At 72.9% G+C, this 20,994-nt stretch carries 19 protein-coding genes; 11 read left to right on the forward strand and 8 right to left on the reverse strand.

All coding sequences use genetic code 11. From position 1 onward, the window contains the following. Nucleotides 1–17: 17 nt before the first annotated feature. On the reverse strand, nt 18–710 hold the full coding sequence (locus AMK24_RS10950; RefSeq protein ID WP_073767531.1) for a response regulator transcription factor: 693 nt from the start codon (nt 708–710) through the stop codon (nt 18–20). Nucleotides 711–1,150: 440 nt separating this feature from the next. On the opposite strand from AMK24_RS10950, the gene AMK24_RS10955 reads away from it, so the two are divergent. The 9 genes from AMK24_RS10955 (at nt 1,151) to AMK24_RS10990 (ending at nt 8,970) form a co-directional block, all read left to right on the forward strand. Further along, the gene (locus tag AMK24_RS10955) at nt 1,151–1,936 is read left to right on the forward strand and encodes an amino acid ABC transporter ATP-binding protein (RefSeq protein ID WP_073767533.1); all 786 of its coding nucleotides are present in this window, start codon (nt 1,151–1,153) and stop codon (nt 1,934–1,936) included. A 33-nt stretch (nt 1,937–1,969) separates the two neighbouring features. Continuing rightward, on the forward strand, nt 1,970–2,893 hold the full coding sequence (locus AMK24_RS10960; RefSeq protein WP_073767535.1) for a glutamate ABC transporter substrate-binding protein: 924 nt from the start codon (nt 1,970–1,972) through the stop codon (nt 2,891–2,893). 212 nt (nt 2,894–3,105) lie between these two features. Further along, nucleotides 3,106–3,753, forward strand: a complete 648-nt coding sequence (locus AMK24_RS10965; RefSeq protein ID WP_073767537.1) for an amino acid ABC transporter permease — start codon at nt 3,106–3,108, stop codon at nt 3,751–3,753. Further along, complete coding sequence (locus tag AMK24_RS10970) at nt 3,750–4,679, forward strand: amino acid ABC transporter permease (RefSeq protein WP_073767539.1); 930 nt, start codon at nt 3,750–3,752, stop codon at nt 4,677–4,679. The genes AMK24_RS10965 and AMK24_RS10970 overlap by 4 nt, the downstream gene beginning before the upstream one ends. A gap of 166 nt (nt 4,680–4,845) precedes the next feature. Then, entirely contained in the window at nt 4,846–6,597 is a 1,752-nt protein-coding gene (locus tag AMK24_RS10975; RefSeq protein WP_073767541.1) for an FAD-dependent monooxygenase, read from the forward strand. A gap of 170 nt (nt 6,598–6,767) precedes the next feature. Beyond that, complete coding sequence (locus AMK24_RS35320; RefSeq protein WP_311605579.1) at nt 6,768–6,854, forward strand: putative leader peptide; 87 nt, start codon at nt 6,768–6,770, stop codon at nt 6,852–6,854. A gap of 72 nt (nt 6,855–6,926) precedes the next feature. After that, nucleotides 6,927–7,556, forward strand: a complete 630-nt coding sequence (locus tag AMK24_RS10980) for a cysteine dioxygenase (protein ID WP_073767543.1) — start codon at nt 6,927–6,929, stop codon at nt 7,554–7,556. 200 nt (nt 7,557–7,756) lie between these two features. Next, on the forward strand, nt 7,757–8,179 hold the full coding sequence (locus AMK24_RS10985) for a rhodanese-like domain-containing protein (protein WP_073768767.1): 423 nt from the start codon (nt 7,757–7,759) through the stop codon (nt 8,177–8,179). A gap of 194 nt (nt 8,180–8,373) precedes the next feature. Next, a complete protein-coding gene (locus AMK24_RS10990) occupies nt 8,374–8,970 on the forward strand; it encodes a DUF6197 family protein (RefSeq protein WP_073767545.1) in 597 nt (198 codons plus the stop codon). A 197-nt stretch (nt 8,971–9,167) separates the two neighbouring features. Here AMK24_RS10990 and recX read toward each other — a convergent pair whose 3' ends face one another. The 4 genes from recX to AMK24_RS11010 all read right to left on the reverse strand — a co-directional run bounded on the left by recX (nt 9,168) and on the right by AMK24_RS11010 (nt 13,008). Then, nucleotides 9,168–9,932 (reverse strand): recombination regulator RecX, encoded by a 765-nt coding sequence (gene recX, locus AMK24_RS10995; protein ID WP_073767547.1) that lies wholly within the window; start codon nt 9,930–9,932, stop codon nt 9,168–9,170. A gap of 3 nt (nt 9,933–9,935) precedes the next feature. Next, nucleotides 9,936–11,057, reverse strand: coding sequence for a recombinase RecA (recA, locus tag AMK24_RS11000; protein ID WP_073767549.1), 1,122 nt, complete (start codon nt 11,055–11,057; stop codon nt 9,936–9,938). Nucleotides 11,058–11,357: 300 nt separating this feature from the next. After that, complete coding sequence (locus AMK24_RS11005) at nt 11,358–12,515, reverse strand: AI-2E family transporter (protein WP_073767551.1); 1,158 nt, start codon at nt 12,513–12,515, stop codon at nt 11,358–11,360. Between the two features lie 298 nt (nt 12,516–12,813). Next, the gene (locus AMK24_RS11010; RefSeq protein WP_073768769.1) at nt 12,814–13,008 is read right to left on the reverse strand and encodes a DUF3046 domain-containing protein; all 195 of its coding nucleotides are present in this window, start codon (nt 13,006–13,008) and stop codon (nt 12,814–12,816) included. A gap of 79 nt (nt 13,009–13,087) precedes the next feature. Between AMK24_RS11010 and AMK24_RS11015 the strand changes: the two genes are divergently transcribed. Continuing rightward, entirely contained in the window at nt 13,088–14,002 is a 915-nt protein-coding gene (locus tag AMK24_RS11015) for a hypothetical protein (RefSeq protein ID WP_073767553.1), read from the forward strand. Nucleotides 14,003–14,064: 62 nt separating this feature from the next. Here AMK24_RS11015 and AMK24_RS11020 read toward each other — a convergent pair whose 3' ends face one another. The 3 genes from AMK24_RS11020 to AMK24_RS11030 all read right to left on the reverse strand — a co-directional run bounded on the left by AMK24_RS11020 (nt 14,065) and on the right by AMK24_RS11030 (nt 16,169). Then, entirely contained in the window at nt 14,065–14,370 is a 306-nt protein-coding gene (locus AMK24_RS11020; protein ID WP_073767555.1) for an AzlD domain-containing protein, read from the reverse strand. Further along, nucleotides 14,367–15,218: an AzlC family ABC transporter permease gene (locus AMK24_RS11025; protein ID WP_073767557.1), complete on the reverse strand. Its 852-nt coding sequence runs from the start codon at nt 15,216–15,218 to the stop codon at nt 14,367–14,369. The genes AMK24_RS11020 and AMK24_RS11025 overlap by 4 nt, the downstream gene beginning before the upstream one ends. A gap of 102 nt (nt 15,219–15,320) precedes the next feature. Then, nucleotides 15,321–16,169: an AraC family transcriptional regulator gene (locus AMK24_RS11030; RefSeq protein ID WP_073767559.1), complete on the reverse strand. Its 849-nt coding sequence runs from the start codon at nt 16,167–16,169 to the stop codon at nt 15,321–15,323. A gap of 102 nt (nt 16,170–16,271) precedes the next feature. Here AMK24_RS11030 and AMK24_RS11035 point away from each other — a divergent pair, with 102 nt between their 5' ends. Beyond that, nucleotides 16,272–20,948 (forward strand): Lhr family ATP-dependent helicase, encoded by a 4,677-nt coding sequence (locus tag AMK24_RS11035; protein WP_073767561.1) that lies wholly within the window; start codon nt 16,272–16,274, stop codon nt 20,946–20,948. Nucleotides 20,949–20,994 lie beyond the last annotated feature (46 nt).

Genomic DNA, 20,994 nt, shown 5'->3' on the forward strand with positions numbered 1-20,994 from the left:
GGGGGACGTACCGCCGGTTACGCGGACGGGGCGACGAGCCGGTAGCCGACGCCCCGCACGGTCTCGATCAGGGCGGGCAGCCGCAGCTTGGAGCGCAGGGAGGCGACGTGGACCTCCAGGGTGCGCCCGGTCCCCTCCCAGCTGGTGCGCCAGACCTCGCTGATGATCTGCTCGCGGCGGAAGACGACGCCGGGGCGCTGGGCGAGGAGGGCGAGCAGGTCGAACTCCTTGCGGGTGAGCTGGACCTCCTCGCCGTCCACGCTGACGCGGCGGGTCGGCAGCTCGATGGCGACGGGGCCGAGGCGCAGGGCCGCGGCGGGGTTCGGCGCGGTGTCCTCGCCACTGGTGGTGCGCCGGGCGACCGCGTGGATGCGCGCGAGGAGTTCGCCGGTGTCGTACGGCTTGGTGACGTAGTCGTCGGCGCCGAGGTTGAGTCCGTGGATGCGCGAGCGCACGTCGGCGCGGGCGGTGACCATGATGACGGGGGTCGCGGTGCGCTTGCGGATCTTCCCGCACACCTCGTAGCCGTCCTGGTCGGGCAGGCCGAGGTCGAGGAGGATGACCCCGAACGGCTCCTTCTCGGCGGGCAGCAGCGCGCGCAGGGCTTCCTCGCCGTTGCGGGCGTGCACGACCTGGAATCCGTGCCGGGCGAGCACGGCGGACAGGGCGGCCGCGACATGGTCGTCGTCCTCGACGAGCAGCAGTCTCATGGCCTTCCTTCCTCTCCGTGTCTCCCGGGCCGTACGGCTCTCCGGGTGCGTTCGCGTCCCCGCGGCGGCCGGGGACGCCGTCGCACCGCGTCACCGTCGCACCGCGTCACCGTCGCACCGCGTCAGCGGGTGAAGCCCGACATTAACCCGCGTTTCACGAGCACGTACGTCGATGGCTTGTTCCGTTCGGCGATGCTTCACCTCGTCCCCTCAAGGCATCCACGCCGATGAGCGGCACACCAGTCAAGACCCTGCCGGTCACAGCAGGGTTTCCGTTATGCACCCGGTACGCCCCCGGTACGGGGTGCGGCGTCCCCTTCACGCGGAGTGTCCGGTTGCCGCCGGATCGTTATGCTCAATTTCCGCTCAGATGTAATGACGTTGATCGCACTGCGTCATTACTGTCCTTGTTCAACCGAGGAGGACGGAGCAAGAAGCCGATGAGCGGAGTTTCAGTGACCAAGGCCGCCGAGGATGCCGCGCCCGAGGCGAACGATCTGGTCGTACTGAGCAACGTCAACAAGCACTTCGGCGCGCTGCATGTGCTCCAGGACATCGACCTGACCATCGCCCGTGGCGAGGTCGTGGTCGTCATCGGGCCTTCCGGGTCCGGCAAGTCCACGCTGTGCCGCACGATCAACCGCTTGGAGACGGTCGACTCGGGATCGATCTCGATCGACGGCAAGCCCCTGCCCCAGGAGGGCAAGGAGCTGGCCAGGCTGCGTGCCGACGTGGGCATGGTCTTCCAGTCGTTCAATCTCTTCGCACACAAGACGGTGCTGGAGAACGTGATGCTGGGCCAGGTCAAGGTCCGCAAGGCCGACAAGAAGGCCGCGGAGGAGAAGGCCCGGACGCTGCTCGACCGGGTGGGCGTCGGCGTCCAGGCCGACAAGTACCCTGCGCAGCTCTCCGGCGGCCAGCAGCAACGCGTCGCGATCGCGCGGGCGTTGGCGATGGACCCGAAGGTCATGCTCTTCGACGAGCCCACGTCGGCGCTCGACCCGGAGATGATCAACGAGGTCCTGGAGGTCATGCAGCAGCTGGCCCGGGACGGGATGACGATGATCGTCGTCACCCACGAGATGGGCTTCGCCCGGTCCGCCGCCAACCGCGTCGTGTTCATGGCGGACGGAAAGATCGTCGAAGAGGCGACGCCCGAACAGTTCTTCAGCAACCCGCGCAGCGACCGGGCCAAGGACTTCCTGTCGAAGATCCTTCACCACTGACGACAACGACCTACGAACTTAAGGATTGTTCACATGAAGCTCCGTAAGTCCGCCGCCGTCGCGGCCATCGCCGTCCTCGCCCTGACCGCGACCGCGTGCGGTGGCAAGGAGGGCTCCGCCGGTGACAAGCCGGGCGGCACGAAGCCGGGTTCCTCCGAGGCCCCCGCGCTGCCCACGTACACCGTGGCCAAGGACGTCGCCCTGGACTCCCCGGTCTTCAAGAAGGCCAAGGAGCGCGGCAAGCTGATCCTCGGCGCCAAGGCCGACCAGCCGTACCTCGGCTTCGAGGACCAGTCGACCAAGGAGCGTTCGGGCTTCGACATCGAGATCGCCAAGATGATCGCGGCCGACCTCGGTTTCTCGGACAAGCAGATCGAGTGGAAGACCGTCGACTCCGGCGTCCGCGAGACGGCCATCTCCAAGGGCCAGGTCGACTACTACGTCGGCACCTACACGATCAACGACGAGCGCAAGAAGCAGGTCGGCTTCGCCGGTCCGTACTACAAGGCCGGCGCGGACCTCCTGGTCCGCAAGGACGACGACTCCATCACCGGCAAGGAGTCGGTGAAGGGCAAGAAGGTCTGCTCGATCGTCGGCTCCACGCCGCTCCAGGAGATCAAGAAGCCCGAGTACGGCGCGAGCGTCGTCGAGCTGGCCAAGTACTCCGACTGCGTGCAGCAGCTGCTGACCAAGCAGATCGACGCCGTCACCACCGACGACTCGATCCTCAAGGGCTACGCCGCCGCCAACTCCGGCAAGCTCAAGGTCGTCGGCAAGCCGTTCACCGAGGAGCCCTACGGCGTCGGCCTGAACAAGGACGACAAGGTGCTGCGCGAGGCCATCAGCAAGTCGCTGGAGGAGCGCGTCAAGGACGGTACGTACAAGAAGATCTACGAGGCCACGCTGGGCCTGTCCGGTTCGGACTACGTCGAGCCGCCGGCCATCGAGCGCTACTGACGCTCCTCGGGCGCCCGGCACCGCCGGGCGCCCGCTGATGCCGGGCGCGCCCGCAACCGTCGCGCGCCCGAGCGCCGCCACCCGTCACGACGCCCCGCGAGTGACTCGGGCGTCCCGTACGCCACCGCCGTCCCGTCCCTTCCGGGGGCGGCGGGCGTACGGGGCGCCGCTTCCCCTGCCCCGATGCCGATGACCGCCGACGCGGAGACCTCATGAACGTACTGCTCGACAACTTCCCAGCGTTCCGCGACGGCTTCATAGGAACTGTGTCGATCACCGCCGTCAGCTCGCTCATCGCCCTGGTCCTCGGTGTGGTCGTCGCCGGGTTCCGCGTCTCGCCGGTGCCGCCGCTGCGGTACTTCGGCACCGCGTGGGTCACGCTGATGCGCAACACCCCGCTGACACTGCTCTTCCTGATCTTCTTCTTCGTGGTGCCCGAGATCCTCTTCCCGGGGATGAGCCCGTTCGTCCTCGGCTCGCTGGCCCTCGGCTTCTACACCTCCTCGTTCGTCTGCGAGGCGGTCCGCTCCGGCATCAACACCGTGCCGCTGGGGCAGGCCGAGGCCGCGCGCTCGATCGGCATGACGTTCGCGCAGACCCTGAAGATCGTGGTGCTCCCCCAGGCGACGCGGACCGTGATCCCGCCGCTCAGCAGCATCTTCATCGCGCTGACGAAAAACTCCGCGATCGCCGGCGCCTTCAGCAACGCCGAACTGTTCGGCTGGCAGAAGCTGATGAGCGACAAGGGCTACGACATCGTGCCCGTCTTCATCTGGGTGGCCATCGGCTATCTGGTCATCACCTTTACCATCAGCGGCCTCTTCCGGCTGCTGGAGCGTCGCATGGAGGTCGCCCGATGAGCGCCAGCGTTCTTTACGACGCCCCGGGCCCCAAGGCCATCGTCCGCAACCGGATCTACGCCGTCGTCGGCAGCCTCGCCATCGTGGCGCTGATCGCCGTCAGCCTCGTACGGCTCGCGGACAAGGGGCACCTCGCCCCCGAGATGTGGGACATCTTCAACTACTCGGGCATCCGGCAGAACATCGCCGACGCGGTGCTCGCGACCCTCAAGGCGTTCGGGCTGGCCGCGGTCGGTTCGCTGGTCCTCGGCGTGCTCCTGGCGGTGGGCCGGCTCTCCGACCACCGGCCGGTCCGCTGGGCGGCGACCACGTTCATCGAGCTGTTCCGCTCCCTGCCGCTGCTGATCACCATCTACGCGATCTGGGTCGGCTTCCTCACCGACTACTCGATGTGGGCGCTGGCGGCGGGCCTGTCCGTCTACAACGGCTGCGTCCAGGCCGAGGTGCTGCGCGCCGGCATCAACTCGGTGCCCAAGGGCCAGAGCGAGGCGGCGTACGCGCTCGGCATGAGCAAGACGCAGGTCATGACGACCGTCCTGATGCCGCAGGCCGTCCGGTCGATGCTGCCGACGATCATCAGCCAGCTCGTGGTGACCCTCAAGGACACCTCGCTCGGCTTCATCATCCTGTACCCGGAGCTGCTCCAGACCGCGCGTCTGATCGCCTCCAACACCCAGGTGAACGGCCAGTACCCGTACGTCTCGACGATCGCCGTCATCGGCACGATCTACATCGCGATGTGTCTGCTGCTCTCGGCCCTGGCGACGTGGATCGAGAAGCGCGGCCGCCGCGCCAAGACCGGCATCAAGGTGGCGCCCGGCGCCCAGACCGCCGACATCCCCACCGTGGACGCCGCGGGCCCGGACGCGGGGGGCGCAGGGGGCGCAGGCCCGGCGGGCGGCGGCACCGGTGTGAGCAAGGACTGACCGTCACCGGGTCTTCCCGGCGGGAGCATTCGAGGCAGCGGCGCACGCGTCGCTGCCTCGGTCACTTGACGCAAGCACCACCAGTGGGTTGCATACGTTCTGTGATCACGCACCCGGCTTCCTATGCCACGTTCCGCATGACCGTACGGGCCGGAGGGTACGCGCCGTGGACCCGGTGATCGTCGTCGGCGCAGGGCCCGTCGGCCTCACCCTGGCGTTGGCCCTGGCCGCCCAGGGCGTCCCCTCGGTCCTCCTCGACGAGGGCTCCGGCACGGAGGAACCCCGCCCCGCCCGTACGGTCGTGCTGCGTGAGGACACCGCCGACCTGGCGGCCCGGCTCGGCTGCCGGGAGCTGGACCGGGTCGGGCTGCGCTGGGCGGGCTGGCGTTCGATGCGCCGGAAGCAGCTCGTCCGGAACGTGCCGCTGAGCGGGGGCCCCCGCGACGGGGAGGCCCCGCCGCTCCCCGGGCTGCTGCCCGCCCCCCTCCACCTCCCCCAGCACGAACTGACCGCGGCCCTGCGCGCGGCGGTCGACAAGGAGCCGCTGGTCCGACCGGTGCCGATGAGCCGGATCGACACGCTGGAGCAGGACCGCGACGGCATCACGGTGCACACCAGGGAGCCGGGCTCCACCTGGTGGCGCGGGAGTTATCTGGTCGGCTGCGACGGCGCCCGGTCCACCGTGCGCAAGCTGCTCGACATCCGCTTCCCCGGGCGTACGGCCGTGGAACGGCACGCCGTCGCCGCGCTCCGGGCCGAACTGCCCTGGCCCGACGAGGCCGTTGTGCACCGGCAGCCCCCCTGGCGGACCGGGGGCGCCGAGGTCGCCGCCCGGCCCCTGCCGGACGGCGTGTGGCGGCTGGACTGGCTGCTGCCGCCGAGCCGTGAACTGGTCACGCCGGAAGCGCTGATCAGCCGGGTCCGGGACACCCTGGCCGGGTGGTGCGGCGAGACCCCGGCGTACGAATTGCTGGACACCGGGGTCCACACGCTGCACCACCGGCTCGCCCGGCGCTGGCGCAAGCGGCGCGCCTTCCTCGCGGGGGACGCGGCGCACCTGCTGGGCGCGCTCGGCACCCAGGGCCTGGACGAGGGGCTCCGGGACGCGGAGAACCTGGCCTGGAAACTCGCCCACGCCTGGCACCACGGCCCGGCCGAGCAGCTGCTCGACAGCTACCAGGCGGAGCGCCGGGCCGCGGTGGCCGCCCGGCTCCGCGCCGCCGACCAGTCGCTGCCGATACTGCGCGGCGGCGGTGGGCTGCGCACCCTGGTCCCCGGCGCGGCACGCGGCCACGACAGCCTGGTCGCCGACGGCCATCTGGGCCGCGGAGCACTGGGTGCACCCCCTTCGTACTCCCACTCGCCCCTCGCACCGCCGCACTCGGAGGCGCACACCGTCATCGGTACGCCCCCCGGCGCGCCGGTGACCGATGTGACGGTGACCGCGCCGGACGGGGCGAGGGCACGGCTGCGGGAACGGCTCGGGCAGGGCCGTCTGCTGGTGGTCCTGGTCGCGCCGGGGACCGGTGTGTGGGACCGGCGGCACTGGCAGACCGCGGGGATCATGCCCCGCCTCACGGACGCGGTGGCGGCGCTCCCGGGGACGACGGAACTGCTGGTCACCGAGAGCTACCCGGGGGCCTCCGCCCATACCGTCCTGCTGGTCCGGCCCGATGGGCACCTGGTGGCGGCCTTCGGCGGCGTACGGTCCGGGGAGCTGTACGCCGCGGCACGGGCCGCGCTGGGCGATGCGCCCCACGACGAATCGGAGTCACGGTCCGACCCCGGGGCCGGGCCGGATGCGGGGTCGGACGCGGATGCCGAGCCGGGGGAACGGAGCGGAAGCGAGCGGAGCGCACGGCGCGTGCAGCGGCCCAGGACGCGGATCCCCGCGGACGGGACCGCCGGACGCCCTTGATCCCACGCCCTTGATCCGGCGTCCTTGATCCCACGCCCTTGATCCGGCACCCCGGGCCCGGCGCCCCCGGCCGGCCGCGCCCCGGGCCCGTGCGGCTCTCCGTGCCGCCCGCCGCCCGCCGTCACGAAGGCGCGTTGACCGTCACGGGCGCGCATGGTGTACTCCAGATCATGACCGACACCGATGTGCGCCTGTGGCGGAGGGTCCATATGGACCTCGTCCGTTACGCGGGCTGCGTGTGTCGTCCGTCCTGCTGAAGCGTCCCTCTCCGTCGGCCTGTGCCACCGCCGCACGGCCGGATCACCGCGCGAACCCTCAGGACGGTCCTCGTGTCTTCCCTTCCTTCCGCCGTGCCCACGGCTGCCCCCGTTCCCCTCCCCGGGCCCCCGGCCGCACCCGTTCCCCATCCCCCCGCCCTCGGCCCCTCGGCCGGGCCCTCCGCGGAATCCGCCCCTGCCTCCGCCGTGGCGCCGACGCTTGCGGAGCTGATGGACTTCGTCCGAGGCGCGGCGCGCGACGAGGCGCTGATCGCCTCGCTCCCCCTCGATCCGGAGGACCGCACCTGGGTCCGGCTCGACGGGCCGGGCGGCAGTGAGGCATGGCTGATCGGCTGGCCGCCGGGCACCGGCACGGGCTGGCACGACCACGCCGAGTCGTTCGGCGCGTTCACCACCGCGGCCGGTGTCCTCAAGGAGCACTCACTGGCCGTGCGGCTGCCCACCGACGGCTGGAGGACGCTGGAACTGACGGAGGGGGTGGACCGGTCGAGGGCGTTGGCGACCGGCCAGGGCAGGGCCTTCGGGCAGAACCACGTCCATGAGGTCCTGAACGAGTCCGAGAACGCCCACGCCGTCTCCGTCCATGCCTACTACCCGCCCCTGCCGCGGATCCGCCGGTTCAGCCGGACCGGTGCGGTGCTCCGGCTGGAACAGACCGAGCGCCCCCAGGACTGGCAGTGAGCGAGGACCGGAACGGGGCCGCGGTGGACGCCCCGGAACCAGTAACCCCGATGCGTCCCGCTCCGGCGCGCGACGTGCTGGAGCCGGCCGCTCCGGAGCGGGACGTGCTGGAGCCGGGTGGGCCCGAGCAGGACGTGCTGGAGCCGGGTGGGCCCGAGCGGGAGGCGTCGGCGCAGAGCGCGTCCGAGCAGGATGCGGCGGTGCAGGCCAGGCCGGTGCCCCCCGCTCCCCGGCCGGTGGGAATCGACGAGCTGCTGGAGCGGGTCAGGGCCGGCTACCGCCGGATCGGCCCGTCCGAGGCGGCCGAGGCGGCGGAGGCCGGTGCGCTGCTGGTGGACATCCGGTACGCGGCGCTCCGCGACCGCGACGGAGTGATCCCGGGTGCGCTCGTCGTCGAACGCAACGAGCTGGAATGGCGGCTCGACCCCTGGGGCAGCCACCGTGCCCCCGAGGCGGTCGGCCACGACCTGCCGATCGTCGTCGTCTGCAACGAGGGGTACGCCTCCAGCCTCGCGGTCGCCTCGCTGCGGCGGTTGGGGCTGCACCGGACCACCGATCTGATCGGCGGCTTCCAGGCGTGGCGCGCCGCAGGACTGCCGGTCGTCTCTCCGCCCGGCGCCTGAGCCCCGGCCGCCCCGGAACCCGACCCCGTACGCCCCTGTACCGGGCCCGGACTCTGTTCCGGCTCCAAGGGCCGGGTTTCGGGGCCGGGCTCCGGGCAGTCACCCACCCGAACGCCACGTTCCACTGGAGCAAGCGCCGTGCGTGACCGACATTCGCCTCACACCGAGGACGAAATGTACGGAGATGACACGCTATGGCGATCGCCGCTCTCACCCCGGACCAGCTGGACGACCAGGCTTCCCGGCTGCACGACACCCGGGGGTGGCAGCAGAGCGTCGCGGGTTGGGAGCGCACGGCCGCCGAGCCGACGCGCCCCTCCGACTGGCGGGACCTGCTGTCCGTCCCCGTGGAGCAGCTGATCGACGACACCCTCCGGGCTCTGCCCGCGGCGTCTCCGCACGAACGCCCTCTGCCCGGCCGCCTGGGCGCCATGCTGCCCGACCGCTTCCACCTCTGGCGACGGGTCGGGCAGAGCGATCTGCGGCCCTCGGCCCATCTCGGCTACGCCCGGCAGATCCTGGCCGAATGGGGCTGGCAGAACGCGCCGTACCGTCTGCGGAACGCCCGGGGCGCACGCTGCGTCTGCGGCGCCCTGATCTCGGCACACCGTCTCGGCTACGGCTCCCTCGACACCGTTGACCGGGCCGGCGCCTGGTTGATCACGGAGCTGCGCGCCCAGGGGTGGCCGGGGCTGATCGGCCCCTGGAACCGCCATCCCGGCCGCACCGCGGCGGACGCTCTGGCCCTCCTCGACGCCACTGGGCGCCGTGCCGCCCTGGCCGGAGAGTGACCACCGGCCGCCGGGCCACGGACCACCCGCCACGGACTGCCGAAACGCTGCGGGCGGTCCACGACCGCCGGGCGTCCGACGCCGGACCGTCCGGCTTGGGACCATCGGAGTCCGATCGCTCCGCTTGATGAGGCGGCCCCCCGGACCGCCCCGCCTCGGGCTCAGCCGCGAACCGCTCGGCTCCAGGGCCCGCCGCTTCAGAAGGGCTCGACCAAACCCTCTGTGTCCTCGCCCTCCTCCTCCAGCGCCTGGCGCACCACCCGGAGGGCCATGCCCTCCCCGTACCCCTTGCGGGCGAGCATCCCGGCCAGTCGGCGCAGCCGCTTGTCGCGGTCCAGGCCCCGGGTGGAGCGGAGCTTGCGGGCCACGAGCTCGCGCGCCGTCTCCTCCTCCTGATCCGAGTCGAGCTGCCCGACCGCCTCGTCGATCACCGCGGAGTCCACGCCCTTCGTCCGCAGCTCACGGGCCAGAGCACGGCGTGCGAGCCCCCGGCCGTGGTGCCGGGACTCCACCCACGCCCCGGCGAACGCCGCATCGTCGATCAGCCCCACGTCCTCGAAACGCGCGAGCACTTCCTCGGCGGCCTCCTCGGGGATCTCCCGCTTGCGCAGGGCGTCCGCCAGCTGCTTGCGTGTGCGAGGCGTGCCGGTGAGCAGCCGCAGGCAGATGCCGCGGGCCTGCTCGACCGGGTCACGCGGCTCCCCCGAACCGCGCGGCTCCCCTTTCCCGGCCCTCGACGAGGAAGGGGAACCGCTGCCTGTGGTGTCGGAGCGGGCACGGCGGCCCGCCCCTTCGCCGAACCCGCCTCCGGCGCCCGGTCCGCCGCGTGAGCGACGCCCGGATCGCGCCCCGACGCCGTCCGCTGCCGCCCCCCGCTCGGCGGCGAACCCGTCGGCGGTCCCGTTTCCGGACGCGGGACCGCCGGGCTCGGGGCCGTCCGGCCACTCCGTACGACGTGTCACGGCCTAGCTCTTGGCCGCCGCGGTCTTGGCCGGCTTGGCCTTGGCGGCTGCCGCGGTCGCCGGCTTCGCCGCACCCTCGGCCGCCGGTGCCGCACCGTCCGCGGCGGGCTCGGCAGCGGCGGCGTCCGGACGGACGCCGACACCCAGCTTCTCCAGGATCTTCTTCTCGATCTCGTTGGCGAGGTCGGGGTTGTCCTTGAGGAAGTTGCGGGCGTTCTCCTTGCCCTGGCCGAGCTGGTCGCCCTCGTACGTGTACCAGGCGCCGGCCTTGCGGACGAAGCCGTGCTCCACGCCCATGTCGATCAGACCGCCCTCGCGGCTGATGCCCTGGCCGTAGAGGATGTCGAACTCCGCCTGCTTGAACGGCGGGGCGACCTTGTTCTTGACGACCTTGACGCGGGTGCGGTTGCCGACCGCGTCGGTGCCGTCCTTGAGCGTCTCGATCCTGCGGATGTCGAGGCGCACCGAGGCGTAGAACTTGAGCGCCCGGCCACCGGTGGTGGTCTCCGGGGAGCCGAACATCACACCGATCTTCTCGCGGAGCTGGTTGATGAAGATCGCGGTGGTCTTGGACTGGTTGAGCGCACTGGTGATCTTCCGGAGCGCCTGGCTCATCAGGCGGGCCTGGAGACCCACGTGGGAGTCGCCCATCTCACCCTCGATCTCCGCACGGGGCACCAGGGCCGCCACGGAGTCGATGACGATCAGGTCCAGCGCGCCGGAGCGCACCAGCATGTCGACGATCTCCAGCGCCTGCTCACCGTTGTCCGGCTGGGACAGGATGAGGTTGTCGATGTCGACGCCGAGCTTCTTCGCGTACTCCGGGTCCAGCGCGTGCTCGGCGTCGATGAACGCCACCGAGCCGCCGAGCTTCTGCGCGTTCGCCACCGCGTGCAGCGTCAGCGTCGTCTTGCCGGAGGACTCCGGCCCGTACACCTCCACCACGCGGCCGCGCGGCAGACCGCCGACGCCGAGGGCGACGTCGAGGGCGGTCGATCCCGTGGGGATGACCTCGACGGGCTCGTTCGGCCGTTCGCCCAGGCGCATCACCGCGCCCTTGCCGAACTGCCGTTCAATCTGTGCGAGTGCGGCGTCCAACGCCTTCTCGCGGTCGGTTCCTGCCATGGGTTCCACCCGATTTGCTTGAGTCGATCGCTTCACGTCTCAGACGCTAACCCCTGCCACTGACAATGGGCCTCGACGTCCGCCCGACCTGTGGACAACTCCACGGCCGAGCCCGGGAAAACCCGGCCCGGACTTCCATCAGAATGGATGTTCGATTTTCGTGTCAAGCGCACCACGCGGGCTCCACAGGGCCGATCACGGCGGCCTCCCCTACCCCCGGAGCCCCGGTGCCGGGCCCCGGCCGGCGGACCGCCACGGGGCCGGCGCCGTCCACGCGGCCCGCTGCCGCGATGCGCCCGGCTACCGCCGGGACGATTCGCCCGCCGGGCCCCCGGAGCCGCCGGCGGGGCCGCCGCTCGCCGGACGGCGGAGCCGTGACGACAGGGGCCTTCCGGGCCTGCGGCTGCTCCCCCCGTGCACGCGGGGATCGTCCGTGACGTCGTACCGCTTCACATAGGCGCCGAGGAACGCCTGGAGCGTGGCGACGGCGGGGATGGCGACCAGGGCGCCGACCGCGCCGAGCAGGGCTGTGCCGGCGATCACCGACCCGAAGGCGACCGCCGGGTGGATGTCGACGGTCTTCGCGGTCAGCTTGGGCTGGAGCACGTAGTTCTCGAACTGCTGGTAGACCACGACGAAGCCGAGCACCCACAGGGCGTACCAGGGGTCGACCGTGAAGGCCAGCAGCGTGGGCAGGGCGCCGGCGAGATACGTGCCGATGGTGGGGATGAACTGGGAGACGAGTCCGACCCAGACCGCGAGCGCCGGGGCGTACGGCACTTCCAGGATCATCAGCAGGATGTAGTGCGCGATGCCGGAGACCAGCGCCATCAGGCCGCGCGAGTAGATGTACCCGCCGGTCTTGGCGACCGCGATCTCCCAGGCGCGCAGCACCTCCGTCTGCCGGGCCGGCGGCAGGACGGAGCACAGGGCGCGCCGCAGCCGGGGGCCGTCGGCCGCGAAGTAGAAGGAGAAGAGGAAGATCGTCAGCAACCGGAACAGACCGCCGAGGACGGTGGTGGAGACGTCGAGCACCCCGGTGGCGCTGTTCTGGACGTACTTCTGCAGCCAGTCGGAGTGCAGCAGGCTGTCCTGGACCTCGACCCGGGACAGCCTGGTGTTGAACGTCTGGTTGACCCAGTGGATCACCGAGTCGATGTACTTGGGGAACTCGTCGACCATGGTGACGATCTGGCCCGCGAGCATGGACCCCAGGAGCACGACGAAACCGACGCCGAAGACCGTCAGGCCGAGGAAGACGAGGAAGGTGGCGAGTCCGCGCCGCATACCGCGCCCCGCCATCCGGCCGACCGCGGGCTCGATGGCGAGCGCCAGGAAGAACGCGATCAGCACGTTGGTCAGCAACCCGATGAGCCGGCCGAACACCCAGCTGCCGAGCAGGAAGCACGCATAGAGCGCGAGGGCCAGCACCATCGCCCGCGGAAGCCAGCCGGGCATGCGGACCCCGCCGGCGCCGGACGGCGGCGCGGCCGGTGGGACGGGCGGGACGGGCGGGACGGGGGACGACTGGGCCGGGGCGGTCTCGTCTGTCGATGGCACCCGACAAGTCTCGCCTACGCCACGGACGACCGGCCCCCCTCCCTGAGCCCGCCGTTCCGGCTCCGCTTCCGCCGAACCGGGCTCTCGCCGGTTTGCGCACCCGCCCCACGGGAACGCGGGTTCTCTCCGGTGCGACGCCTGTCCGCCGGAAACAGGTCCACCCGTCAGCGCTCGTCCACCGTCGCCGGGCCCCTCCTCAGCGCTTGTCCGCCGGGATGTCCATGGCCGCGCAGACCGCCCGCCAGACGTCCCTGGTCTCCCAACCGGCGTCCAGGGCTTGGTGGACCGTACGCCCGCCGAGTTCGGCCATCACGTGGTCGCGGGCGAAGGAGTCCGCGTACGCCGCGCCGAAGTGGTCGGCCATCCGCTCCCAGAAAATCGTCAACCGCATGCCATCAGTATCCCGCCCCTGAGAGTGCAGCATGCCCACGCGGCATGTGCCGGGGCCCGTTCCGCTCTACGGTCGGTCCATGGCTGGAACCGGAGCAAACACCCTCGCCCGCGCCGAGCAGTTCATCTGGCTCACGGCCCGTGTGCTCGAACAGCGGAGGTTCGCCCATGACTTCCTGGGCGGAGATCCCGACACCGTCGAGACGGCCCTCGCCGCCTATCGCAACCAGGACGGAGGCTACGGCCACGCGCTGGAACCCGATCTCCGGGGTCCGGTCAGCCAGCCTCTGCACACCGCCCACGCGCTGAGCGTCCTCGACTCGATCGGCCGCTGCGAGGGGCAGCGCGTCGAGCGGATCTGCCGCTATCTGACCGAGGTGTCGACCAGGGAAGGCGCGCTGCCCGCCCTGCTCCCCTCGCAGCGCGGCTACCCCGCGGCCCCCTTCATCCCGATCGTGGACGCCCCGCCGGCGGAGCTGCTCGCGACCGGTCCGATCGTCGGGCTGCTGCACGCCAACCAGGTGTGGAACGCCTGGTTGTTCCGGGCGACGGACTTCTGCTGGAGCGCCGTCGAGGCCCTGGAGCAGTCCCATCCCTACGAGGTCGAGGCCGCGGTCGCCTTCCTGGACGGCGCGCCGGACCGGGCCCGCGCGGAGGCGGCGGCCGACCGGCTCGGCCGCCTGGTGCGCGGCCTGCGGCTCGCGGTGCTCGACCCCTCCCGGCGCGAGGACTACCCGGTGGCGCCCGGCTACGCACCGGGCGAGCACCACTTCCCGTACGACTACGCCCGTACGCCCCGGTCGCTGGCCCGCCGCTGGTTCACCGACGAGGAGCTGGAACGTTCGCTCGACCATCTGGCCGCCGAGCAGCAGGACGACGGCGGATGGCCCGTGACCTGGCGGCAGTGGGCTCCGGGGACCGCGCTGGAAGGACGCCCCCTGGTGACGCTCAGGGCCTTGGGGACGCTCCGCGCGTACGGCCGCCCGCTCGACTGACCGGGCCCCTCCGCCGCTTCGCCCCCTCCCCCGCGAGCCCCGCCCCGCCTGTTCGCGGGCCCTCAGGCCAGTGCGCGCACAGCCGCCGTGACCAGCACGCCCGCGCCGACGACCACCAGGAAGGGCGCGCGCAGGACCAGGGCGAGTGCCGCCGCGCCGAGACCGGCGGCGCGGGCGTCGAGCACGAGGTGGGGGCCCTCTCCGAAGGTCTGCTGAGCCGTGAGCGCCGCCAGCAGCGCCACGGGCAGCAGCGCGGCCATCCGCCGGACGAGCGGTCGCTCCAGCACTCCGGCGGGCACGAGCAGTCCCAGGAGTTTGGCGAGGTAGCAGCCCACCACGGTCAGCCCGATGGCTGTCCAGACGTTCATGTGCGCCGCTCACCCTTCTGCCGTTCCGCCACGTCCTCGTCGTTCCCGCCGTCCCCGTCGCCGTCGGGGCCGCCGTCGCCCCGGTCGGCCGGTCCCCGCTTCGTCCGGCCCGTCAGGAAGAGCACGGCGGGCGCCGCGAGCGCCGACAGCAGGACGGGCACACCCGCCGGAAGGACGGGCAGCAGCGTCAGGGCGAGCAGGACGGCCAGCGCGGCCGTGACGCGTTCGACGGTGCTTCGGAGCATCGGCGCGAGCAGTGCGAGGAACACGGCCGGGCTCGCCGCGTCCAGCCCCCAGGCGTCGGTGTCGCCCAGCGCCTCCGCGCCCAGCGCGCCCACCAGGGTGGTGAGGTTCCACAGCACGTACAGGGTGAGACCGGTGACCGTGAAGCCGATGCGCGCGGCCCGCCGGGTGGGCTGCGGCAGGGTGACCGCGGTCGTTTCGTCGATGACCCAGTGGGCGGCGAAGGGCCGTACCGCACGGGGCAGGGCGAGCAGCTGGGAGAGGCGCAGACCGTAGAACGCGTTCCGGACGCCCAGGAAGAACGCCCCGGCCGCCGCGGTGTACGGGTTGCCGCCCGCGGCCAGCGCGCCGACCAGGGCGAACTGGGAGGCGCCGGTGAAGACGAGCAGGCTCAGGACGCAGGTCTGGAGCAGGCTCAGGCCGGAGCCCGCCGAGGTGACGCCGAAGGCGAAGCCGGAGAGCCCGACGGCGACGCCGACGCCGAGCGCGTCCCGGACGACGGCCGCGTCCGGCTTGTCCGGCCGGTCCTCCACCGCCGGACCGGGTCCGGCGGGCGGGGCGCCGGGGGCGCCTGTGCCCTCTGGGGGTGCTGTCTGTTCTGCCACGCCCGGAACGCTACGGGGACCGTTCGGACCAGGTCTTGTACGTTCTTGCGCCCCCCGGCCGCGGACACGCCTCCTGTACTCCCGACGGCCCCGGCCCGCCGCTCACCGGCCGGGCCGGGGCACTGCGCGTCCGCGTCGGTACGCACCCGGCGGCACCCCCACGATCCGGGTGAAATGGCGGTTGAGGTGCGGCTGATCGGTGAAGCCGACCGCGGTCGCGGTCTCGGCGGGGGCGACCCCGGCGTCGAGCAAGCGGCGCGCCCTGCGCACCCGGGCGTCGGTGAGCCACGTGTGGGGCGGCATCCCGAACTCCTTCTTGAAGGCCCGCAGCAGCGCGAACGGCCCAGTGCCCAGTTCGGCGGCGAGCGCCTCCAACGTGGGAGGGGCCGCCATCCGCTCCTCCAGGACGGCGCGGGCGCGCACGGCGTTCCGCGCACCCCCGGCGTGCGCGGCGGGCCTGGGCAGAGGGCCGCCGCAGTGGCCGAGGAGCCGGGCGACCACGATGCGCAGCAGGCTGTCGGCCGCCAGCGCGTTGCCCTCCTCCGCCGCCCGGTGCACCTCGGTGATCAGCCGGGACGCCTGCGGGTCGGTCACCCGGCTCTCGACGAAGCCGGCCGTGCCGCGCAGGGACGTCACCTCGGCCGCGATGTCGTTGACCACCCGGTACGACGGATAGAGCGTGGAGTAGGCCCAGCCGTCGGGCGCCCCGGAGCGGGCGGTGTGCGGCACCTCCGGGTTGATCAGGACGACGGTCCCGGGGACCGCCTGAATCGTGCCGCCCGGCAGGCCCACGTCCTCCACTCCGCCGGTGACCGCTCCGATGACGTAACCCTCGTGGCTGTGCCGGGGGAAGGTGTGACGGACGTACCGGGCGCGCAGCAGATCGAGGCCGGGCAGCGCCGCGTACTGCCAGTGCCGTGCCCATTCCCCCGTGCCGTCCACTCCCGCCATAGGGGCATCCTCGCAGGTCCCGGCCGTGCGCCCCCGGCCGGGCGGGCCCCGCCGGCGGCGTCGGGCGGCCCGTTGTCAGTGGCGGGGTGCACGATGGGGAGCATGACCGGTTCCGCGCTCGACGCGTTCTCGCCCGCGACCCGCAGCTGGTTCGCCGGAGCCTTCAGCGCCCCCACCGCGGCGCAGGAGGGCGCCTGGCGGGCCATCGGCGAGGGGAGCGACGTGCTGGTCGTCGCACCGACCGGTTCCGGCAAGACGCTGGCCGCGTTCCTGGCCTCCTTGGACCGGCTGGCCGCCGAGCCGCCGCCCGCCGACGCCAGGAAGCGCTGCCGCGTGCTGTACGTCTCCCCGCTCAAGGCCCTCGCGGTCGACGTCGAGCGCAACCTCCGCTCCCCGCTGACCGGCATCCGCCAGGAGTCGGTGCGCCTCGGCCTGCCGGAGCCCGAGGTGCGGGTCGGCATCCGGTCCGGGGACACCCCGGCCGCCGAGCGGCGGTCCATGGCGACCAGGCCGCCGGACATCCTGATCACCACGCCCGAGTCGCTGTTCCTGATGCTGACGTCCTCCGCCCGGGACGCGCTGGCCGGTGTCGAGACGGTGATCCTCGACGAGGTGCACGCGGTCGCCGGGACGAAGCGCGGCGCCCATCTCGCCCTGTCGCTGGAGCGGCTCGACGAGCTGCTGACCCGTCCCGCCCGGCGCATCGGGCTGTCCGCGACGGTCCGGCCGGTCGACGAGGTGGCCCGCTTCCTGTCGCCGCAGCGCAAGGTGGAGATCGTCCAGCCCCGGTCCGCCAAGGAGTTCGACCTCTCGGTCGTCGTCCCGGTCGAGGACCTGGGCGAGCTGGGCGGCTCCCCCGCCACGGACGGCGACTCCGGGCAGGCGGACAAGCCGTCGATCTGGCCGCATGTGGAGGAGCGCATCGCCGACCTCGTCCAGGCGCACCGCTCCACCATCGTCTTCGCCAACTCCCGGCGGCTGGCCGAGCGGCTGTGCAACCGGTTGAACGAGATCGCGTACGAGCGGGCGACCGGCGCCGCGTTCGACGCCGACGCCCCGGCCCCCGCGCTCCCGGAGGCCCACGCCCCCGCCGAGGTCATGGCCCAGTCCGGTGCGGGCAGGGGCGCCCCCGCCCTGCTGGCCCGCGCCCACCACGGCTCGGTCTCCAAGGAGCAGCGGGCGCAGGTCGAGGAGGACCTCAAGGCGGGCCGGCTGCCCGCCGTGGTCGCCACCTCCAGCCTGGAGCTGGGCATCGACATGGGCGCGGTCGACCTGGTGGTCCAGGTCGAGTCCCCGCCCTCCGTCGCCTCCGGCCTCCAACGGGTGGGCCGGGCCGGGCACCAGGTGGGCGCGGTCTCCACCGGGGTGGTCTTCCCGAAGTACCGCGGCGACCTGGTGCAGGCCGCCGTCGTCACCGAGCGGATGCGCGAAGGGGCCATCGAGGCGCTGCGCATCCCGTCCAACCCGTTGGACGTCCTGGCGCAGCAGCTGGTCGCCATGGTGGCCCTGGACAGCTGGCAGGCCGACGACCTGCTGGCGCTGGCCCGGCGGGCCGCCCCGTTCGCCTCGCTCCCCGAGTCGGCGTTCACCGGTGTGCTCGACATGCTCGCCGGACGCTACCCCTCCGACGCCTTCGCGGAGCTGCGCCCCCGGGTCGTGTGGGACCGGGTGGCGGGCACGGTCACGGGCCGCCCCGGTGCGCAGCGGCTCGCCGTCACCTCGGGCGGCACCATCCCCGACCGGGGCCTCTTCGGGGTCTTCCTGGCCGGGGCCGATCCGAAGAAGGGCGGCGGCCGGGTCGGCGAGCTGGACGAGGAGATGGTCTACGAGTCCCGCGTCGGGGACGTCTTCACCCTGGGCACCACGTCCTGGCGGATCGAGGACATCACCCGGGACCGGGTTCTCGTCTCACCGGCCCCCGGCGTCCCGGGCAGGCTGCCGTTCTGGAAGGGCGACCAGCTGGGCCGCCCGCTGGAGCTCGGCCGCGCGCTCGGCGCCTTCCTCCGGGAGATCGGCGGCCTGTCGGACGAGGACGCCCGGCTGCGGCTGCTCGCCGCCGGACTCGACGCCTGGGCGGCGGACAACGTCCTGGCCTACCTCGCCGAGCAGCGCCGGGCCTGCGGCCATGTGCCGGACGACCGCACGATCCTCGTCGAGCGGTTCCGGGACGAGCTGGGCGACTGGCGGGTCGTCGTGCACTCCCCCTTCGGCGCCCAGGTGCACGCCCCCTGGGCCCTGGCCCTCTCCGCCCGTCTCGGTGAGCGGTACGGGATGGACGCCCAGGTCATGCACGCCGACGACGGCATCGTGCTGCGGTTGCCCGACGCGGACATGATGGGGCTGGGCCTGCTCGACTTCGACGCCCCGGACGCCGGGACCGGTGAGCCGCCCGCTCCGGGAGCGACGTACGACGGCGACCAGCCCCCGGTGGGCGCCGCCGACGTCGTCTTCGACCGGGGCGAGGTCGAGCAGATCGTCACGGACCAGGTGGGCGGCTCGGCCCTGTTCGCCTCCCGGTTCCGCGAGTGCGCCGCACGCGCCCTGCTGCTGCCCCGGCGCTCCCCCGGTAAGCGCACCCCGCTGTGGCAGCAGCGCCAGCGGGCCTCCCAGCTGCTCCAGGTCGCCTCGGAGTTCGGCTCGTTCCCGATCGTTCTGGAAGCCGTCCGCGAATGCCTCCAGGACGTGTTCGACGTCCCCGGGCTCACGGAGCTGATGGGCGACCTGGAGGCACGCCGGGTCCGCCTGGTCGAGGTGACCACCCAGGAGCCCTCGCCGTTCGCCCGCTCTCTCCTCTTCGGTTACGTCGCCCAGTTCCTGTACGAAGGCGACTCGCCGCTCGCCGAACGGCGCGCCGCCGCCCTCTCGCTGGACTCCCGTCTCCTGGCCGAGCTGCTGGGCCGGGCGGAGCTGCGCGAACTCCTCGACCCCGAGGTCCTCGCCGAGCTGGAACGGGAGCTGCAGTGGCTCACCGAGGACCGGCGGATCAAGGACGTCGAAGGGGTGGCCGACCTGCTGCGGGTGCTCGGCCCGCTCACCGACGCCGAGTTGGCCGAGCGGGGCGCCGAGCCGTCCTGGGCCCCGGAGCTGGCCACGGCCCGCCGGGCGATCCAGGTCCGGATCGCCGGCGCCGACCACTGGGCGGCGATCGAGGACGCGGGCCGGCTGCGGGACGCCCTGGGCACCGCACTCCCGGTCGGCGTTCCGGAAGCGTTCACCGAGCCGGTGAAGGATCCGCTCGGAGACCTCCTGGCCCGGTACGCGCGGACGCACGGGCCGTTCACCGCCGCCCGGGCCGCCGAGCGCTTCGGGCTCGGTACCGCCGTCACCGACGGGGCGCTGCAACGGCTCTCGGCGTCCGGCCGGACCGTCCAGGGCGAGTTCCACCCGGCGGGCATCGGCCAGGAGTGGTGCGACGCGACGGTGCTGCGCCGGCTCCGCCGCCGTTCGCTGGCGGCCCTCCGCCAGGAGCTGGAGCCGGTGCCGCCCGCCGCTCTCGCCTCCTTCCTCCCCCAGTGGCAGCACTTCGGCTCCCACCGGCTGCGCGGCATCGACGGGCTGGCCCGCGCCGTCGAGCAGCTCCAGGGCGCGCCCGTTCCCGCCTCGGCGCTGGAGAAGCTGGTTCTGCCGAGCCGGGTCATGGGCTACACCCCGGCGATGCTCGACGAGCTGACGACCACCGGCGAGGTCCTCTGGGCCGGGGCGGGGGCGCTGCCCGGCAAGGACGGCTGGGTCTCCCTCCACCTCGCCGACAGCGCGCCGCTGCTGCTGCCGCCGCCGCATCCTCTGGAGCTGTCGGCGCTCCACGAGTCCGTCCTCACCACGCTCTCCGGCGGATACGGCCTCTTCTTCCGCCAGATCGCCGATCAGGTCCGGGCCACCACCCACCCGGACTGCACGGACCAGCAGTTGGCCGACGCCGTGTGGGACCTGGCCTGGTCGGGGCGGCTCACCAACGACACCCTGGCCCCTTTGCGCTCGCTGCTGGGCTCGGGGCGGACGGCCGGGGCCACCGCCCACCGCTCCCGGCGCAGCGTTCCGCGCGGGCGTTACGGATCGCTCACCGCCGACGCCCGCACCGCCTCCCGTACCGGCCCGCCGACCGTCTCCGGGCGCTGGTCCCTGCTCCCTCCGGTCGAGCCGGAGCGCACCCATCGCGCCCACGCCCTGGCCCGCACCCTTCTCGACCGGCACGGCGTGGTGACCCGCGGCGCGGTGCAGGCCGAGGGGGTGGAGGGCGGCTTCTCCGCGACGTACCGCGTGCTGGCCGCCTTCGAGGACAACGGGCAGGCGCGTCGCGGTTATGTGGTCGAGGGGCTGGGGGCCGCCCAGTTCGCGATGGACGGCGCGGTGGACCGGCTGCGGGCGGCCTCCGCGGCTCGTGACCGCCGCGATCCGGAGGCCGTGCCCGAGGCCGTGGTGCTCGCCGCCGCCGACCCGGCCAACGCCTACGGCGCGGCGCTGCCGTGGCCCGAGTCTCCGGACGGCGCCGGACACAAGCCGGGCCGCAAGGCGGGGGCCCTGGTGGTCCTCGTCGACGGCGAGTTGACGCTCTACATGGAGCGCGGCGGCAAGACCCTCCTGGCCTGGCCGTCCGACCCCGACTCCCCGGCCCTGCGAGCAGCGGCCGAAGCCCTGGCCGCCTCCGCCCGAGCCGGAGCCCTGGGCACGGTGACCGTGGAGCGGACGAACGGCGTCTCCTCCCTCACCTCGCCGCTGGGCCGCGCCCTGGAGGCCGCCGGGTTCCTCGCCACCCCCAAAGGCCTGCGCCTGCGCGCCTGATCCGGACAGACGCCCCTCCTGAGGAGCGGACCGGCGCGCACCCGCT

It is taken from the genome of Streptomyces sp. CB02366, from assembly GCF_001905905.1.
Classification (GTDB): domain Bacteria; phylum Actinomycetota; class Actinomycetes; order Streptomycetales; family Streptomycetaceae; genus Streptomyces.

What these genes read in the sequence shown, in the direction of transcription:
- recA (WP_073767549.1), bottom strand. Translation starts at nt 11,057, where the DNA reads ATGGCAGGAACCGACCGCGAGAAGGCGTTGGACGCCGCACTCGCACAG.
- AMK24_RS11010 (WP_073768769.1), bottom strand. Translation starts at nt 13,008, where the DNA reads ATGCGGTTGACGATTTTCTGGGAGCGGATGGCCGACCACTTCGGCGCG.
- AMK24_RS11035 (WP_073767561.1), top strand. Translation starts at nt 16,272, where the DNA reads ATGACCGGTTCCGCGCTCGACGCGTTCTCGCCCGCGACCCGCAGCTGG.
- AMK24_RS10950 (WP_073767531.1), bottom strand. Translation starts at nt 710, where the DNA reads ATGAGACTGCTGCTCGTCGAGGACGACGACCATGTCGCGGCCGCCCTG.
- AMK24_RS11005 (WP_073767551.1), bottom strand. Translation starts at nt 12,515, where the DNA reads ATGCCCGGCTGGCTTCCGCGGGCGATGGTGCTGGCCCTCGCGCTCTAT.
- AMK24_RS10955 (WP_073767533.1), top strand. Translation starts at nt 1,151, where the DNA reads ATGAGCGGAGTTTCAGTGACCAAGGCCGCCGAGGATGCCGCGCCCGAG.
- AMK24_RS10960 (WP_073767535.1), top strand. Translation starts at nt 1,970, where the DNA reads ATGAAGCTCCGTAAGTCCGCCGCCGTCGCGGCCATCGCCGTCCTCGCC.
- AMK24_RS10990 (WP_073767545.1), top strand. Translation starts at nt 8,374, where the DNA reads ATGGCGATCGCCGCTCTCACCCCGGACCAGCTGGACGACCAGGCTTCC.
- AMK24_RS11020 (WP_073767555.1), bottom strand. Translation starts at nt 14,370, where the DNA reads ATGAACGTCTGGACAGCCATCGGGCTGACCGTGGTGGGCTGCTACCTC.
- AMK24_RS11030 (WP_073767559.1), bottom strand. Translation starts at nt 16,169, where the DNA reads ATGGCGGGAGTGGACGGCACGGGGGAATGGGCACGGCACTGGCAGTAC.
- AMK24_RS35320 (WP_311605579.1), top strand. Translation starts at nt 6,768, where the DNA reads ATGACCGACACCGATGTGCGCCTGTGGCGGAGGGTCCATATGGACCTC.
- AMK24_RS11015 (WP_073767553.1), top strand. Translation starts at nt 13,088, where the DNA reads ATGGCTGGAACCGGAGCAAACACCCTCGCCCGCGCCGAGCAGTTCATC.
- AMK24_RS10970 (WP_073767539.1), top strand. Translation starts at nt 3,750, where the DNA reads ATGAGCGCCAGCGTTCTTTACGACGCCCCGGGCCCCAAGGCCATCGTC.
- AMK24_RS10965 (WP_073767537.1), top strand. Translation starts at nt 3,106, where the DNA reads ATGAACGTACTGCTCGACAACTTCCCAGCGTTCCGCGACGGCTTCATA.